At 58.7% G+C, this 19,840-nt stretch carries 18 protein-coding genes; 6 read left to right on the top strand and 12 right to left on the bottom strand.

Annotated features, from left to right (window positions below; all coding sequences use genetic code 11):
- Window positions 1-168 precede the first annotated feature (168 nt).
- The 7 genes from aroB to GH663_RS19675 form a co-directional block, all read right to left on the bottom strand.
- Window positions 169-1,266, bottom strand: coding sequence for a 3-dehydroquinate synthase (aroB, locus tag GH663_RS19645; protein WP_153133323.1), 1,098 nt, complete (start codon window positions 1,264-1,266; stop codon window positions 169-171).
- Window positions 1,266-1,793 carry a shikimate kinase gene (locus GH663_RS19650; RefSeq protein WP_153133291.1) on the bottom strand — a complete coding sequence of 176 codons (528 nt, stop codon included), beginning with the start codon at window positions 1,791-1,793 and terminating at the stop codon, window positions 1,266-1,268. The genes aroB and GH663_RS19650 overlap by 1 nt, the downstream gene beginning before the upstream one ends.
- 81 nt (window positions 1,794-1,874) lie before the next feature.
- A complete protein-coding gene (locus tag GH663_RS19655) occupies window positions 1,875-4,019 on the bottom strand; it encodes a type IV pilus secretin PilQ (protein ID WP_153133292.1) in 2,145 nt (714 codons plus the stop codon).
- Complete coding sequence (locus GH663_RS19660; RefSeq protein ID WP_153133324.1) at window positions 4,016-4,552, bottom strand: pilus assembly protein PilP; 537 nt, start codon at window positions 4,550-4,552, stop codon at window positions 4,016-4,018. The genes GH663_RS19655 and GH663_RS19660 overlap by 4 nt, the downstream gene beginning before the upstream one ends.
- Before the next feature lie 5 nt (window positions 4,553-4,557).
- A complete protein-coding gene (locus tag GH663_RS19665; protein WP_153133293.1) occupies window positions 4,558-5,220 on the bottom strand; it encodes a type IV pilus inner membrane component PilO in 663 nt (220 codons plus the stop codon).
- Complete coding sequence (locus tag GH663_RS19670) at window positions 5,217-5,786, bottom strand: PilN domain-containing protein (RefSeq protein ID WP_066882518.1); 570 nt, start codon at window positions 5,784-5,786, stop codon at window positions 5,217-5,219. The genes GH663_RS19665 and GH663_RS19670 overlap by 4 nt, the downstream gene beginning before the upstream one ends.
- Window positions 5,783-6,868 carry a pilus assembly protein PilM gene (locus tag GH663_RS19675; RefSeq protein ID WP_153133294.1) on the bottom strand — a complete coding sequence of 362 codons (1,086 nt, stop codon included), beginning with the start codon at window positions 6,866-6,868 and terminating at the stop codon, window positions 5,783-5,785. The genes GH663_RS19670 and GH663_RS19675 overlap by 4 nt, the downstream gene beginning before the upstream one ends.
- Window positions 6,869-7,026: 158 nt before the next feature.
- Between GH663_RS19675 and GH663_RS19680 the strand changes: the two genes are divergently transcribed.
- The gene (locus GH663_RS19680; RefSeq protein ID WP_439329197.1) at window positions 7,027-9,336 is read left to right on the top strand and encodes a penicillin-binding protein 1A; all 2,310 of its coding nucleotides are present in this window, start codon (window positions 7,027-7,029) and stop codon (window positions 9,334-9,336) included.
- On the opposite strand, the gene cyaY is transcribed toward GH663_RS19680, so the two are convergent.
- Window positions 9,337-9,654: an iron donor protein CyaY gene (gene cyaY / locus GH663_RS19685; protein ID WP_153133295.1), complete on the bottom strand. Its 318-nt coding sequence runs from the start codon at window positions 9,652-9,654 to the stop codon at window positions 9,337-9,339.
- A 42-nt stretch (window positions 9,655-9,696) separates the two neighbouring features.
- Here cyaY and lptM point away from each other — a divergent pair, with 42 nt between their 5' ends.
- From lptM to GH663_RS19705, 5 genes are read left to right on the top strand one after another with little or no spacing between them, the layout of a single operon-like run.
- Window positions 9,697-9,909, top strand: a complete 213-nt coding sequence (lptM, locus tag GH663_RS21465) for an LPS translocon maturation chaperone LptM (protein ID WP_369334274.1) — start codon at window positions 9,697-9,699, stop codon at window positions 9,907-9,909.
- Window positions 9,906-11,168: a diaminopimelate decarboxylase gene (gene lysA, locus GH663_RS19690; protein WP_066887060.1), complete on the top strand. Its 1,263-nt coding sequence runs from the start codon at window positions 9,906-9,908 to the stop codon at window positions 11,166-11,168. The genes lptM and lysA overlap by 4 nt, the downstream gene beginning before the upstream one ends.
- Window positions 11,165-12,268 carry an efflux RND transporter periplasmic adaptor subunit gene (locus GH663_RS19695; protein ID WP_153133296.1) on the top strand — a complete coding sequence of 368 codons (1,104 nt, stop codon included), beginning with the start codon at window positions 11,165-11,167 and terminating at the stop codon, window positions 12,266-12,268. The genes lysA and GH663_RS19695 overlap by 4 nt, the downstream gene beginning before the upstream one ends.
- Window positions 12,265-15,327, top strand: coding sequence for an efflux RND transporter permease subunit (locus tag GH663_RS19700; RefSeq protein WP_153133297.1), 3,063 nt, complete (start codon window positions 12,265-12,267; stop codon window positions 15,325-15,327). Before GH663_RS19695 ends, GH663_RS19700 begins: the two co-directional genes overlap by 4 nt.
- Entirely contained in the window at window positions 15,314-15,676 is a 363-nt protein-coding gene (locus GH663_RS19705) for an RNA-binding S4 domain-containing protein (protein ID WP_153133298.1), read from the top strand. The genes GH663_RS19700 and GH663_RS19705 overlap by 14 nt, the downstream gene beginning before the upstream one ends.
- 9 nt (window positions 15,677-15,685) lie before the next feature.
- On the opposite strand, the gene GH663_RS19710 is transcribed toward GH663_RS19705, so the two are convergent.
- The 4 genes from GH663_RS19710 to GH663_RS19725 form a co-directional block, all read right to left on the bottom strand.
- A complete protein-coding gene (locus tag GH663_RS19710; protein WP_246181656.1) occupies window positions 15,686-16,573 on the bottom strand; it encodes an AEC family transporter in 888 nt (295 codons plus the stop codon).
- A gap of 106 nt (window positions 16,574-16,679) precedes the next feature.
- Window positions 16,680-18,020, bottom strand: coding sequence for an ATP-dependent protease ATPase subunit HslU (hslU, locus tag GH663_RS19715; RefSeq protein WP_066883307.1), 1,341 nt, complete (start codon window positions 18,018-18,020; stop codon window positions 16,680-16,682).
- Window positions 18,017-18,553 (bottom strand): ATP-dependent protease subunit HslV, encoded by a 537-nt coding sequence (gene hslV / locus GH663_RS19720; RefSeq protein ID WP_066883305.1) that lies wholly within the window; start codon window positions 18,551-18,553, stop codon window positions 18,017-18,019. The genes hslU and hslV overlap by 4 nt, the downstream gene beginning before the upstream one ends.
- 15 nt (window positions 18,554-18,568) lie before the next feature.
- Window positions 18,569-19,825 (bottom strand): STAS domain-containing protein, encoded by a 1,257-nt coding sequence (locus GH663_RS19725; protein ID WP_153133299.1) that lies wholly within the window; start codon window positions 19,823-19,825, stop codon window positions 18,569-18,571.
- Window positions 19,826-19,840: the final 15 nt, after the last annotated feature.

A 19,840-nucleotide genomic window follows, 5' to 3' on the forward strand; every position in this document is an offset into this window, starting at 1 on the left:
AGTTCCTTCAAAAGACTCGGCCAATGAAATCAAGGACCAAAGATAAAGAAAGCCGGCCTCCCGAAAAGCTAGCCGGCTTGTACGAAATTTCGGGGCGACCGCAGAATATACCGCCAAACCCCTGTCAATTCAAGATGCTGCGACGCACCAATCCCGTTCAACTAAGCCTCAGACACTCCCTGTTTGGGTGCATCTGACTTCAATTGCCGCCCGAATCAAGGCATCACTCGCCTGATCCGAGAGCACCGCCTCACCAATTCGCTTAAGCAGCACAAGGCGCAGACGACCATCCTCAACCTTCTTGTCATGACTCATCAATTCTAGATAGCGCTCAACACCAAGCGGCGCCCCGTGCACCGGCAAACCGGCACGGAGGAAGAGTGACTCGATTCGCAGCACATCGCCGGCAGCCAGCCATCCCATCCGACATGAAAGCTCAGACGCAATTACCGTGCCGGCCGAAACAGCCTCGCCATGCAACCACTCGCCGTAGCCCATCCCTGTTTCAATGGCATGGCCAAACGTGTGACCAAGATTCAGCAAGGCTCGCTCACCAGCCTCCCGTTCGTCAGCAGCCACAACCTCGGCTTTGTTGGCGCATGAACGATGAACTGCGTAGGCCAATGCTTCTTTATCCCGCACTAGCAACTTCTCGATATTTGCTTCCAGCCAGCAAAAAAACTCGGGGTCGCGGATCAGGCCATATTTGATCACCTCGGCCAAGCCCGCTTTCAATTCACGATCAGGCAGAGTGTCGAGGGTTGATATATCCGCCAGAACCAGACGTGGCTGATAGAACGCCCCGATCATATTCTTGCCCAGAGGATGATTGATTGCTGTTTTTCCGCCGACAGAAGAGTCGACCAGAGAGAGGAGAGTCGTTGGTATCTGAATGAAGGGCATGCCACGCTGATAGCACGATGCAGCAAACCCGCCCATATCGCCGATGACACCGCCACCCAAGGCTAGTAATGGGGTACTCCGCTCGCAATGCGCCCCGAGAAGCGCATCAAAGATCAAGTTAAGCGTCTTCCAGGTTTTATATTGCTCACCATCCGGCAGCACAACAGGAATCGCTGAAATACCTATCTTTTCCAGCGTGGACCGCAGCAAGTCGAGATAAAGAGGAGCCACCGTCGAGTTGGTTACGACCACCACTTTTTTTTGCTTCAGATACGGCACCAGCAATTCAGGATTGGCCAACAAACCACACCCGATGTAAATCGGATAGGAGCGCTCGGCCAATGATACGTTTAAGGTCTGAATCATGATTTGTATAAACGACTATATTCCCGCAACAGATACTGGACGATGCCAGCAGCCACAAGATGGCCGCCTTCGACTGTCAAATGAGCCACCTCACGATACAGGGGATCACGACTGGCATGCAACTCCTCCAGCCGAGCCAAAGGATTCTCTACCTGCAATAGCGGCCGGTTCTTATCGTGCTTAGTACGCTCGAACAGCAAGGCAGGCGGCACATTCAGGTAAACAACCCACCCCGACTCATGCAGGCGCTTCCTGGTCTCAGCATTGAGCACCGCCCCTCCGCCAGTAGCCATGACAATACCGTCCAACTCAGTCAGTTCAGCAATAGTCTGCGCCTCACGACGACGAAAGCCATCCTCACCTTCGATTTCGAAAATCGTCGGGACGGCAACCCCGGTCCGCGCCACGATCTCGTGATCAGAGTCGAAAAATACTCGCCCCAAACGACGCGCCAACTGACGACCCACCGTCGTCTTCCCAGCGCCCATCAAACCCACTAAATATATGTTACGACGATTGTCCACGCCAAGACTCTATCTGACTCTGTTAAATCGACAAAAAAAAGGCCGACATCGCCGGCCCTTGGTTCTTGCCATCCATTCTTCTTAATCCACTCGCAATTTCTCTGAAATTATTCTTGGTGTAATAAAAACAAGCAATTCACGACGCGTCCCGGAATCGCTCTTTATTTTGAACAGCCACCCCAAGAATGGGAGATCACCAAGAAAAGGAACCTTTTCAGTCGATGTCTGAGTGTCCGTAATAAACACTCCACCAATAACAACGGTACCGCCATTTTCAACAACAACGTTAGTTTCTACGACCGAACTCTTGATCGGTGGATTGTTCAATATTGCCTTTGTCCAGTCTGGCTCTTCTTTCTTAACAATCAATGCCATTTTTACCGTGCCCTCTGGGGTAATTTGTGGCGTTGCTTCTAAAGAGAGTTTGGCGGACTTAAAACTAACAGTTTGTGTGGTTGTACCTCCAGAATTTTGGGTAACCACATAAGGTACTTCAGTACCGTCTTCTATTTTTGCTTTTACGTTATTTGCAGTAATAACTCGCGGGCTAGAAATTATTTTGCCGACCCCGTCAGACTCCAAAGCTGCGATTTCCAAATTCAGAATACGGCTCAGAGACGCATTGAACAATGATAGTGCCAACGTCCCCCCCGTAGAGGTGTAGGACGGCAAGTTAACTCCAACCATAGAATTTTGCACTAAGGTCGCAGGAGTCGTTGCCCCACCACTTGTAACAGAAGGTGTTACTGACCCCCCTACGGTATATATCCCGCTTCCACCAACCTGAGTTCCCTGTGAGTTGATAAAATTAAGTTTAGCTCCTAGACTGCGATTAAAACTGTCATTAGCTTCCACTACCCGAGCCTCGATCAGCACCTGACGGGCTCCAATATCAATTGCTTTTATAAAAGTTCTAATTTCTTCAAGCTTGCTGGCAATATCATTGATAAAGATGATATTGGACTGCGGGTCAGCTACAGCACTGCCTCGCTTACTAAGAATACGCTGAGCAGCCGTAGGCACCCCTCCCGTAGCACCCGCTGGAGCCAAACCTGCGAGCAAACGAGCAACATCAGTTGCTTTTTGGTAGTTCAAAACAAACTGCTCAAGTTGCAACGGTTCCAAATCACTGATTTGTTGTTTGGATTCAAACTCCAGTTTTTCTCGAGTGGCAATTTCATCGCGAGGGGCAATCATGATGATATTGCCCTTCTTGCGCATATCTAGCCCCTTCTGCTGGAAAATAATATCGATTACCTGATCGGCTGGTACATCCTTCAACACAAGGGTTGTCGTCCCCGTAACTGTTTCGCTGATAACCGCATTCAAATTCAACTCTTCAGCCATCAAGCGCAACAATGCACGTACATCGCCATTTTGGTAATTGATGCTGACGCGCGGTCCTTGGTAACCTGTTTTTGACCCTTGGACCAGCTTATTGGGATCTTCGACAATTTTCTTGACCTCGATAACAAACTGATTATCTGTCTGGTATGCGTTATGCTCCCAAAGGCCTTTCGGTGAAATAGTCATTCTGACATTTTCCCCCTGTGCCTTGGTCTCCACGGTACTAACCGGGGTGGCAAAATCAAGCACATCAAGCTTGCGCCGAAGATGGTCAGGTACAGTCGTCTTCATGAAGTCTATAATTAATCCGCTTCCTTGCTGGCGAATATCTATTGCCGTACCACTGTCACTGAGATCGACAATAATACGACCTTCACCATCCTTGCCACGCCTGAATATGATGTCACGGACAGAATGCCTGCTACCAACAGCACTCTCTTCAGAAAAACGAGTCGCCCGTTGCGCGGCAGAATCAGTCAAACGGGTTATCGGCGCCAGAACGACATACAACGACTTACCATCAAGTCGAGTCGTGTAATTCATGTTGCGCACCAAATTTAGCACTAGTCGGGTGCGCTCCCCGACCTGTACAACATTCATGCTACGCAAATCGCCTTCATTTAGAGTTTGACTATTTTTCCCCAGTCCATTTGCTGTAGACGGGAAATCAAAAGCGATCTTTGCAGGATTTGCTACGCTAAATCCTGCTGGTGGCATCGTCAAAGGCTCTTTGAGGTCAATCTTTACTGCGATCTCATTGCCCTGCTGCGCAACATTGATCGCCTCAATGCTATTTGCCGGAACCGACTCAGCATGCAACGGGGAGATGAAGGCAAAGCAGGCCGAAATTGCAACCTGTGCGTAAGTTATAAATTTCATTTTTTGCTTCCCTCCTTGCTCTGCAGGAACAGCGAACTTTTACGCTCACTCCAGTCACCAGCAGAATCCTGTATCAATTCACGCAACTCAACATCTTTATCACTAATTTTGGTCACCATGCCGAAATCGAGGCCGATGTAATCGCCAACTCTAACCTGCTTGACCTTATCATCAACCTGAATCACTGCAAGCGGCTGTTTATTTACATTCAAATAGCCAATCATTTTCAGTGATTCAATCGGATATTTCTCAAGCAGACTATTTCTAAGCTCTCTTGCCTCAAAATCGGGTTGGAATGCACCTCCCTTCCCGGCTGCTTGCTTGTATTTTGATTCTGGCTCAATCTTTCCGGGCTTAAATGGGTCAAGCATAGCCTCAACATCATACGGCACCGGCTGATAAGGCTGAACTTCCGGCAATTTTGGAATATTACCTCGCATACCCGTGGCACTATCTGCCATCCATTGACGCAGCTCTTCATGATCACCGCTGGAACACGCTGCCAAGACCCAGCACAAGCCGAAGAGAATCATTCGTTTCACTTCTTCGCTCCTTGAGAAGCTTTCTTCTGCCGAGCAACTTCTTCATCGTCTAGATAACGGAAGGTCTTGATGGAGGCATCCAAGGTCAATGTGCCATCCTTGGCCGGTGCGATCGAAATATTATTGAGCGTTACAATTCGCGGCAGCTTTGCGACATCAGCGGCGAACGCCCCAATGTCATGGTAGGAACCATTTATTTTCACCGCCACCGGTAGTTCTGCGTAAAAGTCCTTCATCTGTTCAGCCCCGGGCCTAAAGAGATCAAACTGCAAACCCCGTCCCAAACCCGCTTGATTGACTTCGATCAGCAAAGCTTCAATTTCTGATTTATTTGGCAATTGCTTGAGCAAGGCACCAAACGATCGATCTATTTCGGCGAGCTGCTGAGTATAGAGATCGAGGTTAACCGCCTGGCGCTTTTTGTCGAGGTACTGTTGTCGCAGCGTTTCCTCTTCATGCTGTTTGGTCTCAAGCTCAAGCAACTGATCACTCCAGACGAACCACCAGCCACCAACCACCAGCAGAATAAACAAGCCTAACAATACGGCAATCTTCGGTATTAAAGGCCATGCCCCCGGATCATTCGGATTCATGTACCGAAAATCATCGGCAATGGCCTGAAAGTCAAATTGTGGAAGAGAAACTGCCTTTACGCTCATTTCTTCACCCCTGCGTCCTCAGGCTTCACGCGCGTCAGAGTAACGTTCATCGAAAAATCGTTAATTCGACGGCCATTGAGCACCCCGGCCTTGACCTCAATCAGCTGTGGCGCCTCAAGCCACGGCGATGCCTCGAAATTGCGCATCAAAGCTGAAACACGTGCATTCGACTGGGCAAACCCGGTGACATTGACCTTCAGGCCATCCTGCTTGAGTGACTTCAGATAGATACCTTCAGGCACCTGCTTGACCATCTCGCTAAGTAGATAGACTGTTTCGCCACGGTCTCGCTGCAGATTTTCAATGACTTGCTTGCGGGCAAGCAAGGCCTGGGTCTGCTCCTTGAGACGCTTGATCTGGTCCAGTTCCTTATCAAGGATAGCAATTTCCTTTTTCAGGAACTCGTTGTTGCTGTCCTGGTCACTGATGTAACCGCCAATTGTGGTGTAGACCGCAAACACGATCAACAAGCCCAAGACACTAACCAAACCGGCCAATACGAAAAACTGCTGTCGCCGTTCTTTCTTGGCCTCTTCGCGATGGGGAAGAAGGTTGATACGAATCATGATGGATCGAACCTCCGCAAGGCAAGGCCGCACGCCACCATTAGTGAAGAAGCGTCTGCCAGCAAGCTCTTGGCTCGCACCCGGTCGGACAGCACCATATTGGCGAAAGGATTAGCAATCAAGGTATTCACTTGCGTCCGCGTGGCAACGACTTCATCGATGCCCGGAATGACGGCGCAACCACCGGCCAGAATAAGATGATCAATCTGGTTGTACTGAGTCGAGGTGAAGAAGAACTGCAAGGCTCTTGAGACCTCCAGAGCCAGATTCTCCATGAACGGATTAAGCAATTCAGCCTCATAACCCTCAGGCAGGTTGCCAGCGCGTTTGGCCGCTTCCGCATCCTCGAAATTCATGCCGTAATGGCGGGCGATATCCTGAGTTAGCTGACCGCCGCCGAATGCCTGTTCACGGGCATAGACCTGCTGACCGTTACGCAGCACGGTCAGATTCATGACATTCGCCCCAGCATCAATCAGCGCGACAATCTGGTCTTTACCTGCCTCGGGCAACTGGCGCTCAATCAACTCGAAAGCCGACAGCACGGCCAGTGACTCGACATCGACCACGACCGCCTTCAGGCCGGCCGCATCGGCAACCGCGACGCGATCCTCGACGCGTTCCTTTTTCGAGGCGGCAATCAGCACTTCCAACTCATCGGGCACCGCCGGTGCCGGACCAATAACCTGGTAATCGAGATTGACTTCCTCGATCGCGAACGGGATGTACTGATTGGCCTCAGACTCGACCTGAGCTTCAAGCTCTTCATCGCGCAACCCGGCCGGAACGATGATCTTCTTGGTAATCACTGCCGAGCCAGGCAGGGCCATGGCAACGTTACGGGTTGATGTTCCCAAGCGTTTCCACGCTTTCTTTACACAATCAACCACGCCATCAAGGTTGGCAATATTGCCATCCGAAACCGCATCTTTCGGCAACACCTCAATGGTGTAGCGCTCGACACGGTAGCCATCTTTCCCATTGGCAGTCAGTTCCACCATCTTTACTGCGGATGAACTGATGTCCAAACCGAGCAAGGAACGCGCCTTGGGATTTAACAACGCTGAGATATCGAAGCGCACCAGACCCCCAAAAAGTCCTTACAAAATGCGAAGTTAGCGAAACAACCAATAATTCACTTCAGATCCTAGCAACAAGCCCCAGGCATGTAAAGCACTTTCGCGGCAGCAACAGGGGGCAGCGTATAATCGGTCCAACGCCTTTTTGACCGGTCATTCCCTTGTCCTCTCTTCCTCTGCCCTTGCGCCTGGCGCTTTATCCCATAGTCATACTAGCCGGCATCGTCGCCATGGTTATTGCCATCGGATTGATTATCCTCATCCTGGCCTACCCAAACCTGCCATCACTGGAAGTACTGACCGACTACCGCCCCAAGATACCACTCCGCATCTTTACCGCCGACGGCTACCTGATCGGCGAGTTCGGCGAGGAACGACGAGCCGTCGTCAGCATCCAGGAAGTCCCTCCCGTCATGAAACAAGCCATTCTCTCGGCCGAGGACGACCGTTTCTATCAGCACGGTGGCATCGATTATCTCGGCATCCTGCGCGCCGCTGGGGCCAACCTGATCGGTGGCGGCAAACGCCAGGGTGCATCAACGATCACCCAGCAGGTTGCCCGCAACTTTTTCCTGACCGGGGAGAAAACCTATACCCGCAAGCTCTATGAGGCACTGCTCTCGTTCAAAATCGAAAGCAACCTTTCCAAGGATCAGATTTTCGAACTCTATATCAACCAGATATTTCTCGGGCAACGCGCCTATGGCTTCGCCGCCGCCGCCCAGATTTATTTCGGCAAGCCGCTGAAAGACATTTCGATCGCTGAGGCCGCCATGTTGGCCGGCTTGCCCAAGGCACCTTCAGCCTACAACCCGATCGTCAATCCGAAACGGGCCAGACTTCGTCAGCAATACGTCTTGCGCCGCATGCATGAACTGAACTTTATCAGCGACACTCAATATGAAGCAGCCCTCAAGGAACCGCTAATCGTCAAGCGCGAACTTGCCGAGTATGCGGTACACGCCGAGTATGTTGCCGAAATGGCTCGCCAGATTACGGCCGAGCGCTTCCCGGAGGACGTTTACTCACGCGGTATGCGGGTGTACACAACCCTGATCAAGGCCGAGCAGGAAGCCGCCTACGCCAGCCTGCGCAAGGGCGTCATGGACTACGACCGGCGCCATGGCTACCGCGGCGCCGAATCCTATCTCGACATGAAGGATATTCAGTCCGATCAGGACGAAGCGATCGACGAAGCATTGCAGGACATTTCCGATACCGGCGACCTGATTCCGGCGCTGGTCCTGGCCGCCGACGCCAAACAGATCCGTGCCTATCGGAAAGGCGGCGAAATTGTCGCCCTGCACGGCGACGCCATGAAGTTCGCCGCCAAGATGCTCGACGACAAGGCGCCGCCTAACAAGCGCATCAAGCGCGGCGCCATCATCCGCCTGCAGAAGGATGACAAGGGCGGCTGGCAGATCGCCCAATTGCCCGAAGTCGAATCGGCCTTTGTCGCCGTCGCACCGCAAGACGGCGCCATTCGCGCCCTGGTCGGCGGTTTCGACTTCAACCGCAACAAGTTCAACCATGTGACCCAGGCTTGGCGCCAACCCGGCTCGAGCTTCAAGCCGTTCATCTATTCCGCTTCGCTGGAAAAGGGCTACAACCCGAACAGCATCATCGCCGACGAGCCGATCGTCATCCCGGCCAGCCAGACCGGCGCCCAGGCCTGGGAGCCGCACAACTACGACGGCAAGTACGAAGGCCCGATGAAGATGCGGACGGCGCTGGCCAAGTCCAAGAACATGGTCTCGATCCGTATCCTGCAATCAATCGGCACGCAGTACGCCCAAGATTACGCCGGAAAATTCGGTTTCGATCCGGAAAAGCACCCGCCTTACCTGACCATGGCGCTCGGTGCCGGTTCGGTCACCCCCTGGCAGATGGTTACCGCCTATTCGGTCTTCGCCAATGGCGGCTACAAGATCAGCCCCTATGTCGTCCACGAAATCCGCGACGAAAAAAACCAGGTGCTGGCGCAATCAGCCCAGGTTCAGGCTGGCGAAGAATCGATTCGGGCGATTGACCCGCGCAATGCCTTCATGATGGACGCCATGCTGCGCGACGTCGCCATCTACGGCACCGCCGCCAAGGCTTCGGTCGCCCTCAAGCGCCATGACCTGGCCGGCAAGACCGGCACCACCAATGAATATGTGGACGCCTGGTTCTGCGGCTATCAGATGACGGTGGCCGGTTGCGCCTGGATCGGCTTCGATCAGCCGAAAAAACTCGGCGACAAGGAAACCGGCGGCGCTGCAGCACTCCCGATCTGGATCGGCTACATGAGCCGCGCCCTGCGCGACGTTCCGATCACGATTCCGCAAGCACCGGAAGGGCTGATCAGCATCGGCGAGGGCCGCGATCGGAGTTATATCTACGCCGAGAATGCCGCTGCTCCCCGCTCGCCGGAAGAGGATGAACCGACCGAACAGCCCAAGCCGGAACTGGACAAGCCGCCGGCCGACTGATCAGGCGAGCGTCACCACCTCGCCGGCCTGCTGGCTGGCGAGCGCCGATAGTTTAGCCATTAGTTCGGCCCCGTCGCGGGTATCCAGCCAGGATTGACCATCCCAACGAAAATGAAAGCCGCCGGCCTTAGCGGCTACCCAGACTTCACGCGCCACGGCGTGACGATTGACGATGATCTTGCTGCCATCGGCGAACTCGATTTCGAGGACGCCGCCGGCGGCCAGTTCAAAATCAATATCCGCCTCGCATGCCTCCAGCGCCGCCTCGATCCGAGCCAGAGCCGCATCGGCTAAGGCGTTGAATTCCTTGTCTTCCATCGTGTGCTACCATCCCGCTCTTTGCTGACCGGTCCGTCATTTATGTCCAGAGTTGCTGCCGTTTTGCTGACCTGCTGCCTTGCCGCCTGCGGCATGAAAGGCCCGCTCGAACTGCCGCCCGGACCGGCACCCGCCCCCCTGTTCGGCAACCCGAAACCAGCACCGCAACCCACCAAACCCGCCGCTAAAAAACCTGCCGCAAGTGGCGGGGATGTTAGCACGGAGACCAATTCCGGAACCTCGAATAGCCAATGAGCTCCTTTAGCCTGAAGAACGGTGTCCTGCACGCCGAAGCCGTCGCCCTGCCCACTATTGCCGAACAGTTCGGCACTCCGGCCTACGTTTATTCCCGCGCCGCCCTACAAGGCGCGCTGCAGGAATTCCTCGACGTCCTCGGCGCCCATCCGGTCGGCAGCGGCGCGCTGGTCTGCTACGCCGTCAAGGCCAATTCCAACCTGGCCATCCTCAATCTGTTCGCCCGCATGGGCGCCGGCTTCGACATTGTCTCCGGCGGCGAATTGCAGCGCGTGCTGGCCGCCGGTGCCGATCCGCAGAAGGTCGTGTTCTCGGGCGTCGGCAAGACCGCCGCCGAAATGAAGCAGGCCCTCGACGCCGGCATCTTCTGCTTCAACGTCGAATCCGCTCCCGAACTGGAGCGCCTGAACGAAGTCGCCGGCCAGTGCGGCAAGCGAGCGCCGGTCAGCCTACGCGTCAATCCCAACGTCGACCCGAAGACCCATCCATATATCTCCACCGGCCTCAAGGAAGCCAAGTTCGGCGTCGCCTACGACGATGCGCTGGCCCTTTACCGGCGTGCCGCTGCCTTGCCGAATATCGAAGTGGCCGGCATCGACTGCCATATCGGGTCGCAACTGCTTGACCCGGCCCCCTTCGTCGAGGCGCTCGACCGCGTTTTGGCCCTGATCGACCAGTTGACCGCCGAAGGCATCGCCGTTCACCACCTCGACCTCGGTGGCGGCCTCGGTATCAAGTACAAGGACGACCAGGTGCAGCCGACCGTTGCTGCCTATCTGAACCCGCTGCTCGACAAGCTGGCCGGGCGCGGTCTCAAGGTCGTCCTCGAACCGGGTCGCCGCCTGGTCGGCAATGCCGGCCTGCTGCTCACCCAGGTCGAGTTCCTCAAGCCAGGCGAAGGCAAGAGCTTCGCGATCATCGATGCGGCAATGAACGACCTGATGCGCCCGGCTCTCTACGAAGCCTGGCACGACATCCTGCCGGTGACGCCGCGCGCCGGCGAAAGCCGCGCCTACGACGTGGTTGGCCCGGTCTGCGAGACCGGTGATTTCCTCGGCCAGGCCCGCCCGCTGTGCGTCGAACCCGGCGACCTGCTGGCCGTAATGTCGGCCGGCGCCTACGGCATGGCGATGAGCTCCAACTACAACACCCGGCCGCGCGCCGTCGAAGTCATGGTCGATGGCGAGCAGGTATATCAGATCCGCCGTCGCGAAACGGTGGCCGAGCTGTACGCCGGCGAGCAGGTCTTGCCGGCATGAGACGCGGCGTCCTGCTTCTCGCCACGGCATTCACCCTCGCGGCTTGCGGTGAAAAGCCGGCCGAGAAGAAGGGCGCCCCCGCCACGCTGATCACCACGACGCAAGCCAAGGTCGCGCCGCTGGAGATTTCCGAACGCACGCTCGGCACCCTGACCGCGGTCAAGGACCCGGCCATCGCAGCCGAGGTCGCCGGCAAGGTGGTCAAGATGCTCGCCCGCTCCGGCCAGTCGGTAAAGAAGGGGCAGTTGCTGGCCCAGATCGATGCTACCGACACCGAATACCAGGCAGCCTCCGACCGGGGCGAAATCGCCCGGTTGGAAGCCTTGCTCGTCCAGCAGGATCGCATGGTCGCCCGGCAGACCGAACTGTTGCAGAAAAACTTTATCTCGAAGAATGCCCTCGACGACGTCACCGCCCAGCGCGATGCGATGAAGAACCAGCTGGCCAGTGCCCGCGCCAAGGCAGGCCTGTCGCGCAACAACGTCGGCAAGACACGGGTGGTCGCCCCCTTCGACGGCATTATCGAAGTGCAGATCGCCTCGACCGGCGATTACATCAAGCTCGGCGACCCGCTATTCCGCTTCGTTGCCAACGACCGCCTGCGCGCCGACCTGCCCTTCCCAGAATCGGCGGCCCCCCGCCTGAAAGCCGGCATGCCGGTCCGCCTGACCACCCCACTGGCGCCCGGCGAAACCATCGAAGCGGTGATTGAGGACATCCGGCCGACTGTCGGCGAAGGCAATCGCGCCGTTCTCGCCATCGCCCGCCTCGACAACCCCGGCCCGCTCAAAGGCGGCGCCTCGGTCGATGCCGCCGTGATCACCGGCCGCAAGGACAAGGCCGTGCTGGTGCCGGAGCAATCGGTGGTGCTGCGCCCGGCCGGCAAGGTGGTCTACCTGATCGCCGACGGCAAGGCGAAGCAGCAGGTAGTCGAGGTTGGCGGCAAGCAAGGCGGCCAGATCGAGATCACCCAAGGCCTACAGGGTGGCGAGACGCTGGCCCTGGACGGCGCCGGCTTTCTCAGCGACGGTGCTGCGGTCAACATCAAGGAAACGGCAAAAACCACCCCGGCCGCCAAGCCCGAAGCCAAGCCGCAATGACCCTGCCCGAACTGTCGATCAAGCGCCATGTACTGGCCTGGATGCTGAGCGCCGTCCTGGTGCTGTTCGGCGTCATCAGCTACGACCGGATCGGCATGGACCGCTATCCATACATCGAATTCCCGGTCGTCTCGATCACCACGGCACTCAAGGGGGCCAACCCTGACATCGTCGACGCCTCGATCACCAACATCATCGAGAGTTCGGTCAATTCGACGCCGGGCATCGAGCACATCCAGTCCACGTCGTCGCCCGGCGTGTCGGTGATCGCCATCACCTTCAATCTGGAAAAGAAGATCGACGTCGCCTTCAACGAGGTGCAGGCGAAGGTTAACCAGGTGCTGCGCCGGCTGCCCAAGGACGTCGATCCGCCGGTCGTCGCCAAGGTCGAAACCAACGCCCAGCCGATCATGTGGCTGGCCATCCAGGGCGACCGCACGCAACAGCAACTGAACCAGTACGCCATCAACGTGTTGAAGAAGCGCCTGGAAACTATCGACGGGGTCGGCGAAGTCCGCCTCGGTGGGCGCCGCGACCGGACCATCCGCGTCGAACTGCTGCCGGCCCGGATGGCCGCACTCGGCATCACCGCGCAGGACATCAACGATGCCTTCGCCAAGGAACACGTGCAGATGGCCGGCGGCTTCGTGGTCGGCGAGAAGACCGAAAGCCTGGTCAAGCTCGACCTCGAATTCCATTCCATCGAAGCCCTGCAGCAGATGGTGATCGGCTACAAGAACGCGGCACCGATCCTGCTGCGCGACGTCGCCGAAGTCATCGACGGCCTGACCGACAACCGCCAACTGGCCCGCTTCAACGGCGAAACCACGGTCGGCCTCGGCATCGTCAAGGTCACCAACACCAATACCGTGGCCATCGTCGACAAGGTCAAGGAAAAGCTGGACAACGAGTTACGGCCGCAACTGCCGCCCGGCCTGCAACTGCACATCGTTTCCAACGACGCGGTGTATATCCTCGAAATCGTCAATGCGCTGAAGGAACACCTGCTCGAAGGCACGCTGCTCGCCGCGCTGGTCGTCTGGCTGTTCCTGCAATCGGTGCGCTCGACCATCATCATCGCGCTCGCCATCCCGGTCTCGCTGATGGGCGCCATCGCCGTCATCTACTTTTTCGGCTACACGCTGAATTCGCTGACCCTGCTCGGCCTGCTGCTGCTGATTGGCGTCGTCGTCGACGACGCCATCGTCGTGCTGGAAAACATCTTCCGGCATCGCGAGGAACTCGATGCCGATCCGGTGACCGCTGCGGTCAACGGCTCGAACGAGGTGGTTTTCGCCGTTATCGCCGCCACCCTGTCGCTGGTCTCGATCTTTGCCCCGGTCATTTTCATGAGCGGCATCATCGGCCAGTTCTTCCGCTCCTTCGCCGTCGTCGTCACCTTCGGTGTGCTGGTTTCGCTGTTCGTCTCGCTGACGCTGACGCCGATGCTCTGCTCGCGCTTCCTCACCGTGCGCGAGCACGGCCATCGGCACACGCGCATCCAGCAATGGATCGAGAACGGCTTCAAGCGCCTCGATGCCTTCTATCGCCGCCTGCTCGACTGGTCGCTGGCCAATCGCTGGAAAATCGTGCTGCTGACGCTGTTGACCGTAGCAGCGAGCACTTTCTTCTTCGCCAACGTCGGCAAGACCTTCGCGCCGGAACAGGACGAAGGTCGCTTCCTGGTTTACCTGCGGGCTCCGCTCGGCTCCTCGATCGACTACACCGATTCCCGCCTGCAGATGGTCGAGGAAGTGCTGCGCAGCCACCCGGAAGTCCATACGGAATTCGCCCTGATCGGCCTCGGCAGCGCCGGCCAGGTCAATCAAGGCACCGTCGTCGCCCGCATGGTGCCGCGCGAGGAACGCAAGCTGACACAACAAGACACCCTTGCCATCTTGCGCAAGGAACTGGCGCAGATCCCCGGCGCCCGGGTCTTTGCCGCGCCCTATCCGATGGTCCAGGGGCAGCGCGGCGAGCCGCTGCAATTCGTGCTCAGTGGTGAAAACCTCGGCGAAGTCGCCCGCCTCGGCCGCGAACTGCAAGGCAAGCTGGCCGCTGAACCCGGCCTCGGCGGACGGATCGACACCGACCTCCAGCTCGACCTGCCGCAACTCGTCTTCCAGCCCGATCGCCTGCGCATCGCCGCGGCCGGCCTGACGACCAGCGACGTTGCCGGCGCCATCAACATGCTGACCGGCGGCATCGACATCGCCAAGTACAACGACGAGCCGGGCGACGGCCAGCGCTACGACATCCGGGTCAAAGGCCGCGCCGGCGAATTCACCCAGCCGGCCGACCTCGGCAAGATCTACCTGCGCAACAAGACCGGCCAGCTGGTCCGTCTCGACTCGGTGGCCAGCTTCAAGGAAACCCTCGGCCCGGCCGTGATCGGCCGCTTCGACCTGCAGTATTCGGCGACCTTCTACGCGACGCCGAACATCCCGCTCGGCGAAGCCGTCGGCAAGCTGCGCGCGCTGACCGCCGACCTGCCGCCCGGTTACCAGGTCAAGCTGATCGGCCAGGCGGAGGAATTCGGCAAGACCACCAAGTACATGGCCTTTGCCTTCATCCTGGCCATGGTCCTGCTCTACATGGTGCTGGCCAGCCAGTTCGACTCCTTCCTGCAGCCGCTCATCGTCATGCTCGCCCAGCCGCTCGCCATCATCGGCGGCGTCGCCGCGCTGTGGGCGACCGGGCAGACGCTGAACATCTACTCGATGATCGGCCTCGTGCTGCTGATCGGCCTCGTCGCCAAGAACTCGATCCTGCTCGTCGACCTGACCAACCAGCGTCGCGAAGGCGGCATGGGCATCGACCAGGCGCTGAGTAACGCCTGCCCGATCCGCATGCGGCCGGTGCTGATGACCTCGGCCACCGTCATCCTCGCCCTGTTGCCGGCCGCACTCGGCCTCGGCGCCGGGGCCGAAACCAACCAGCCGCTGTCGGTCGCCGTCATCGGCGGCATGATCTCCTCGACCCTGCTGACCCTGGTCGTCGTACCGGCCGTCTATTCACTGGTCGAGAACTTCCTGGCCCGTCGCCATGCGGCTCGATAAATGGCTGTGGGCGGCGCGCTTTTTCAAGACGCGCAGCCTGGCCACCGACGCGATCAACGGCGGCAAGGTGCAAGTCGATGGCAACCGGGTCAAGGCAGCCCGCGAGGTCAAGGTCGATGACAAGCTCGAAATCAGCAACGGCGAGGTGCGCTGGGCGGTGACCGTGAAAGCGCTCTCCGAGAAGCGCGGCCCGGCCCCGGAAGCCAGGCTGCTCTACGAGGAAACGGCGGAGAGCATCGCCGCTCGCGAAACGCAGAAGGAAATGCGCAAGTACCAGGCCGACCCGGCCGCCGACCTGCATGGCCGACCGACCAAGCGCGACCGCCGGCAAATGGGCCGGCTCTCCTGAAGCGCCGGCTTAGAGCACCAGGACCAGCGCCAGCGGCAGGAAAACCAGCGCCGCCAGATTGCCGATCAGCACGATCGAGGCGACCCGCTGCGGCTCCTGCTTGTAGCGTTCGGCAAACAGGAAGTTGAGCACGGCCGGCGGCAAGGCGCCGAACACCAGTAACATCGCCGCCTCGCGCCCCTGCAAGCCGAGCAGCTGGATGACGCCGGCGGCGATCAGCATGCCGGCCAGCGGGCGAAGGATGGCGCTGCCGGTCGCCACTTTCCATTCCCGGAACGAGACATCAGTCATCCGCACGCCAAGTGAAAAAAGCAGCAGCGGCACCGAGACGTCGCCCAGCATCTTGATGGCGATGACCAGCGGCGACCAGATCGGGATTTTGAGGACGGCTACGGTCAACCCGGCGATGGCGGCAAAAACCACCGGCACCCGCCACAAGGTCAGCAAGCGGGTATTCGGGTCGAGCAGGCGTGCCCCGAACGAGAAATGCAGCGTGTTTTCGACCATGAACAGGATCACCGCCGCCGGCAGGGCTTCTTCACCCCAAGCCAGCACTGCGAGCGGCAGGCCGATGTTGCCGGAGTTGTTGAACATCATCGGCGGCGCCAGCGTCTTCGGCTGAATGCCGATCAGTCGGGCAATCGGCCAGGCGAGCAGGCCGCAGCTCGCCAATACGATGAAACCACCCAGCGCCAGCGGTGCGTAGGCAGTCAGGTCGAAGGACTTGCCGGCCATCGCCGCAAAGACCAGGGCCGGCACGAAGACATCCATGTTCAGCCGGTTGGCCACCGCCATTTCCGGCTTGTGGTGGCGGGCGTAGAAATAGCCGGCAGCGACGATGCCGAAAATCGGAAAGAGGATGGCGGCGAGGCGCAGGGTCAGGCTGGTATCGGCCAAGCGGGGTACCTCGCAGCGTGGCGGTTGAATGGCAGGATTGTGCGGAAAAATGCAAAGCGGGCGCAATCGGGAATACCCTCATGCGCCCGCCCACTGGAGCAAGGATTTACAGCACGTAACGCGACAGGTCTTCGTCGGCAGCCAGTTCACCCAGCCGCTGATTGACGGCAGCGGCGTCGATGACGATGCTCTGCGGCCCGGCCTTGCCGGCCTCGAAGGAAATCTCCTCGAGCAGTTTTTCCATCACGGTATGCAAGCGGCGCGCCCCGATGTTCTCGGTCTTTTCATTGACCTGATAGGCGATCTCGGCCAGCCGCTTGATGCCGTCCTCGGCAAATTCCAGCGTCACCCCTTCGGTTTCGAGCAACGCCTGGTACTGACGGGTCAGGCAGGCATCGGTCTGGGTCAGGATGCACTCGAAATCGGCGACCGACAGCGAATCCAGTTCGACGCGGATCGGGAAACGACCCTGCAGTTCCGGGATCAGGTCGGACGGCTTCGACAGATGGAAAGCGCCGGAAGCGATGAACAGGATGTGGTCGGTCTTGATCATGCCGTACTTGGTCGACACCGTCGTCCCTTCGACCAGCGGCAGCAGGTCGCGCTGCACGCCCTGGCGCGAGACGTCGGCTCCGTGGCTGTCGGAACGGCTGGCAATCTTGTCCAGCTCGTCGAGGAAGACGATGCCGTTCTGCTCGACCGCCTTCACCGCCTCCAGCTTGACCTCCTCGTCATTGACCAGCTTGGCCGCTTCCTCGTCGGTGAGCAGCTTGAGCGCTTCGGGAATTTTAAGCTTGCGCGACTTCTTCTTGCCGCCGCCCATGTTCTGGAACATGCCCTGGATCTGCTGGGTCAGTTCCTCCATGCCCGGTGGTGCGAAGATTTCGGCCTGCATGCTCGGCGCCGCGACGTCGATGTCGATTTCCTTGTCGTCGAGTTCACCTTCGCGCAGTTTCTTGCGAAATTTCTGCCGGGTCGTATTGTCTCCGGCGGTCGACTCGCTGTTTTCGGCAAAAAAGCCCGGGCTGCGCGCCGGCGGCAGCAGCACGTCGAGGATGCGATCCTCGGCGGCATCCTCGGCGCGAGCCCGCATGCCCTTCATCGCCCGTTCGCGGTGCGACTTGATGGCCATTTCGACCAGATCGCGGATGATGGTCTCGACGTCACGGCCGACATAGCCGACTTCGGTGAACTTGGTCGCCTCGATCTTGATGAAGGGCGCGTTGGCCAGGCGGGCCAGGCGGCGGGCGATTTCGGTCTTGCCGACGCCGGTCGGTCCGATCATCAGGATGTTCTTCGGGGTGATTTCCTGGCGCAGCGGCTCGGCGACCTGGGCCCGCCGCCAGCGGTTGCGCAGCGCGATGGCGACCGATTTCTTGGCGTTGTTCTGGCCAACGATGTGCTTGTCCAGTTCGGAAACGATTTCCTGCGGCGTCATCGCGGTCATTCGAGGGCCTCGATCGTGAAATTGCGGTTGGTATAGATGCAAATATCGCCGGCGATTTCCAGCGACTTGGTGACGATGTCGCGCGGCGACAGCTCGGTATTTTCCAGCAGGGCGCGCGCCGCGCTCTGGGCGTAGGAACCGCCCGAACCGATGGCGACGATGCCTTGTTCCGGCTCGAGCACGTCGCCGTTGCCGGTAATGATCAGCGAGACTTCCTTGTCGGCTACCGACAGCATCGCCTCCAGCCGGCGCAGCGCGCGGTCCGAGCGCCAGTCCTTGGCCAGTTCGACGGCCGAACGCATCAGGTTGCCTTGGTGCTTGTCGAGCTTGGCTTCGAAACGTTCAAACAGCGTGAAGGCATCCGCCGTACCGCCGGCAAAACCGGCCAGGATGCGCCCCTGATACAGCCGGCGCACCTTGCGCGCCGTCGCCTTGATAACCACATTGCCGAGCGTGACCTGGCCGTCGCCGGCCATGGCGACGGAACTTCCCCGGCGCACCGACAGGATGGTCGTGCCGTGATATTGCTCCATGTTTTTTCCTGACTCTTAAGACTTGGGAACGATGATGCGTGCCTGTTTATTGAGGCCGACAACGGCCATCAGTTCCGCAACCAGATGATTCGGGCTGCGAATGATGATGTCGCGCCCGGCCGCCTTGTAGGGCGCCAGGCGATTGACCAGTTGCCCGGCCGAGAAAAAATCCATCCGGCGAACCGCCGAAAAATCGAGGATCGGCGACTCGTGCTGCTCGATGACGGCGACCAGCTCTTCAAAACGCGAACTCTTCAGGTCGCCGGCCAGGTAATAGGCATCGGCCGCCCGGGTTACCGCCGGCAGCGGCGACTTGCTGACCGGCTGCACTTCCCAGGAGGGCGGCGACAATTCGAAGGTCACCGCGTAATCGACTGCCCGCTCCTCGAAAGCCTCTTGCGGCCCGAGGCGCTGCAGCAATTCGAGCAACAGTTGCCAGGATGCGCCATGTACCGGATCGCCCGCCTGCAAACGATCGTTCAGCCGCCCCATGAAAGCCTCGGCCCGCTCCAGGGTCAGCGCGACCCCGCGCCGCCGGGCCTGGCTGAGCAGTTCGGCGAACTGGCCGGCGACTTCGTCGTCGCAGCCGATCAGCTTGCCGCAATCAATCAGCGCTGGCTGTTTGGCAGCCAGCATATGGCGCAACTCATCGAGCGGTTGCAGGCCCTCGGCGGTCAACACGCCCTGCAGCGAAAAAAATTTGACGCCGTTTTCGCTGTTGCGCACCACCGGTGCCTGTTCGCGCCAGGTCGGCGGCGAGGTTTCGCAGGCCTCGGCGAATTCGACGCCGAGCTTTTCAAAACCTGCCTGATCACCGACCACTTGCAGCAGATCGAACAGCAGCAGCCAGAAACGCAACCCCTCCTGCCCCGGGTAGGTGCGAATGAAGGTTTCCAGCAAAGAACGGGCGGCGGCATCCTGACCGTTGGCAAAGAGGACGACGGCTTGCTCGATATCTCCCTGCAGCGGGTCGAGGTCGTGACCGACGTCGATCGCCATGACGCTCGACTCGGTGAAATCACGGTCGAATTCGTCCATGTCGAAGCCCGAATCATCCTGGACGGCGAGCGCCTTTGCGGAGCCGGGCGCGATAGCGGGCTGGTCGTCCAGCGTGAACTCAAGATCGGGCAGCGGCTCGGCGAGCGGGATCACCTCTTCAACCGGCTGCACCGGCGGCGGCACCTCGGGCAGCCGGACGGCCGGGGCACGCGGGCGCGCTGCCTGGCGCTCCGGCATTTTTTCAGGCTGCTTCTTGAAAAAGGAAAAAACCATGACCACTCCACATAC

This window comes from Dechloromonas hortensis, assembly GCF_009469765.1.
Taxonomy (GTDB): Bacteria; Pseudomonadota; Gammaproteobacteria; order Burkholderiales; family Rhodocyclaceae; genus Azonexus; species Azonexus hortensis.

What these genes read in the sequence shown, in the direction of transcription:
- GH663_RS19655 (WP_153133292.1), bottom strand. Translation starts at nt 4,019, where the DNA reads ATGAAATTTATAACTTACGCACAGGTTGCAATTTCGGCCTGCTTTGCC.
- GH663_RS19660 (WP_153133324.1), bottom strand. Translation starts at nt 4,552, where the DNA reads ATGATTCTCTTCGGCTTGTGCTGGGTCTTGGCAGCGTGTTCCAGCGGT.
- GH663_RS19665 (WP_153133293.1), bottom strand. Translation starts at nt 5,220, where the DNA reads ATGAGCGTAAAGGCAGTTTCTCTTCCACAATTTGACTTTCAGGCCATT.
- GH663_RS19670 (WP_066882518.1), bottom strand. Translation starts at nt 5,786, where the DNA reads ATGATTCGTATCAACCTTCTTCCCCATCGCGAAGAGGCCAAGAAAGAA.
- cyaY (WP_153133295.1), bottom strand. Translation starts at nt 9,654, where the DNA reads ATGGAAGACAAGGAATTCAACGCCTTAGCCGATGCGGCTCTGGCTCGG.
- lptM (WP_369334274.1), top strand. Translation starts at nt 9,697, where the DNA reads ATGTCCAGAGTTGCTGCCGTTTTGCTGACCTGCTGCCTTGCCGCCTGC.
- lysA (WP_066887060.1), top strand. Translation starts at nt 9,906, where the DNA reads ATGAGCTCCTTTAGCCTGAAGAACGGTGTCCTGCACGCCGAAGCCGTC.
- GH663_RS19695 (WP_153133296.1), top strand. Translation starts at nt 11,165, where the DNA reads ATGAGACGCGGCGTCCTGCTTCTCGCCACGGCATTCACCCTCGCGGCT.
- GH663_RS19700 (WP_153133297.1), top strand. Translation starts at nt 12,265, where the DNA reads ATGACCCTGCCCGAACTGTCGATCAAGCGCCATGTACTGGCCTGGATG.
- GH663_RS19705 (WP_153133298.1), top strand. Translation starts at nt 15,314, where the DNA reads ATGCGGCTCGATAAATGGCTGTGGGCGGCGCGCTTTTTCAAGACGCGC.
- hslU (WP_066883307.1), bottom strand. Translation starts at nt 18,020, where the DNA reads ATGACCGCGATGACGCCGCAGGAAATCGTTTCCGAACTGGACAAGCAC.
- hslV (WP_066883305.1), bottom strand. Translation starts at nt 18,553, where the DNA reads ATGGAGCAATATCACGGCACGACCATCCTGTCGGTGCGCCGGGGAAGT.
- GH663_RS19725 (WP_153133299.1), bottom strand. Translation starts at nt 19,825, where the DNA reads ATGGTTTTTTCCTTTTTCAAGAAGCAGCCTGAAAAAATGCCGGAGCGC.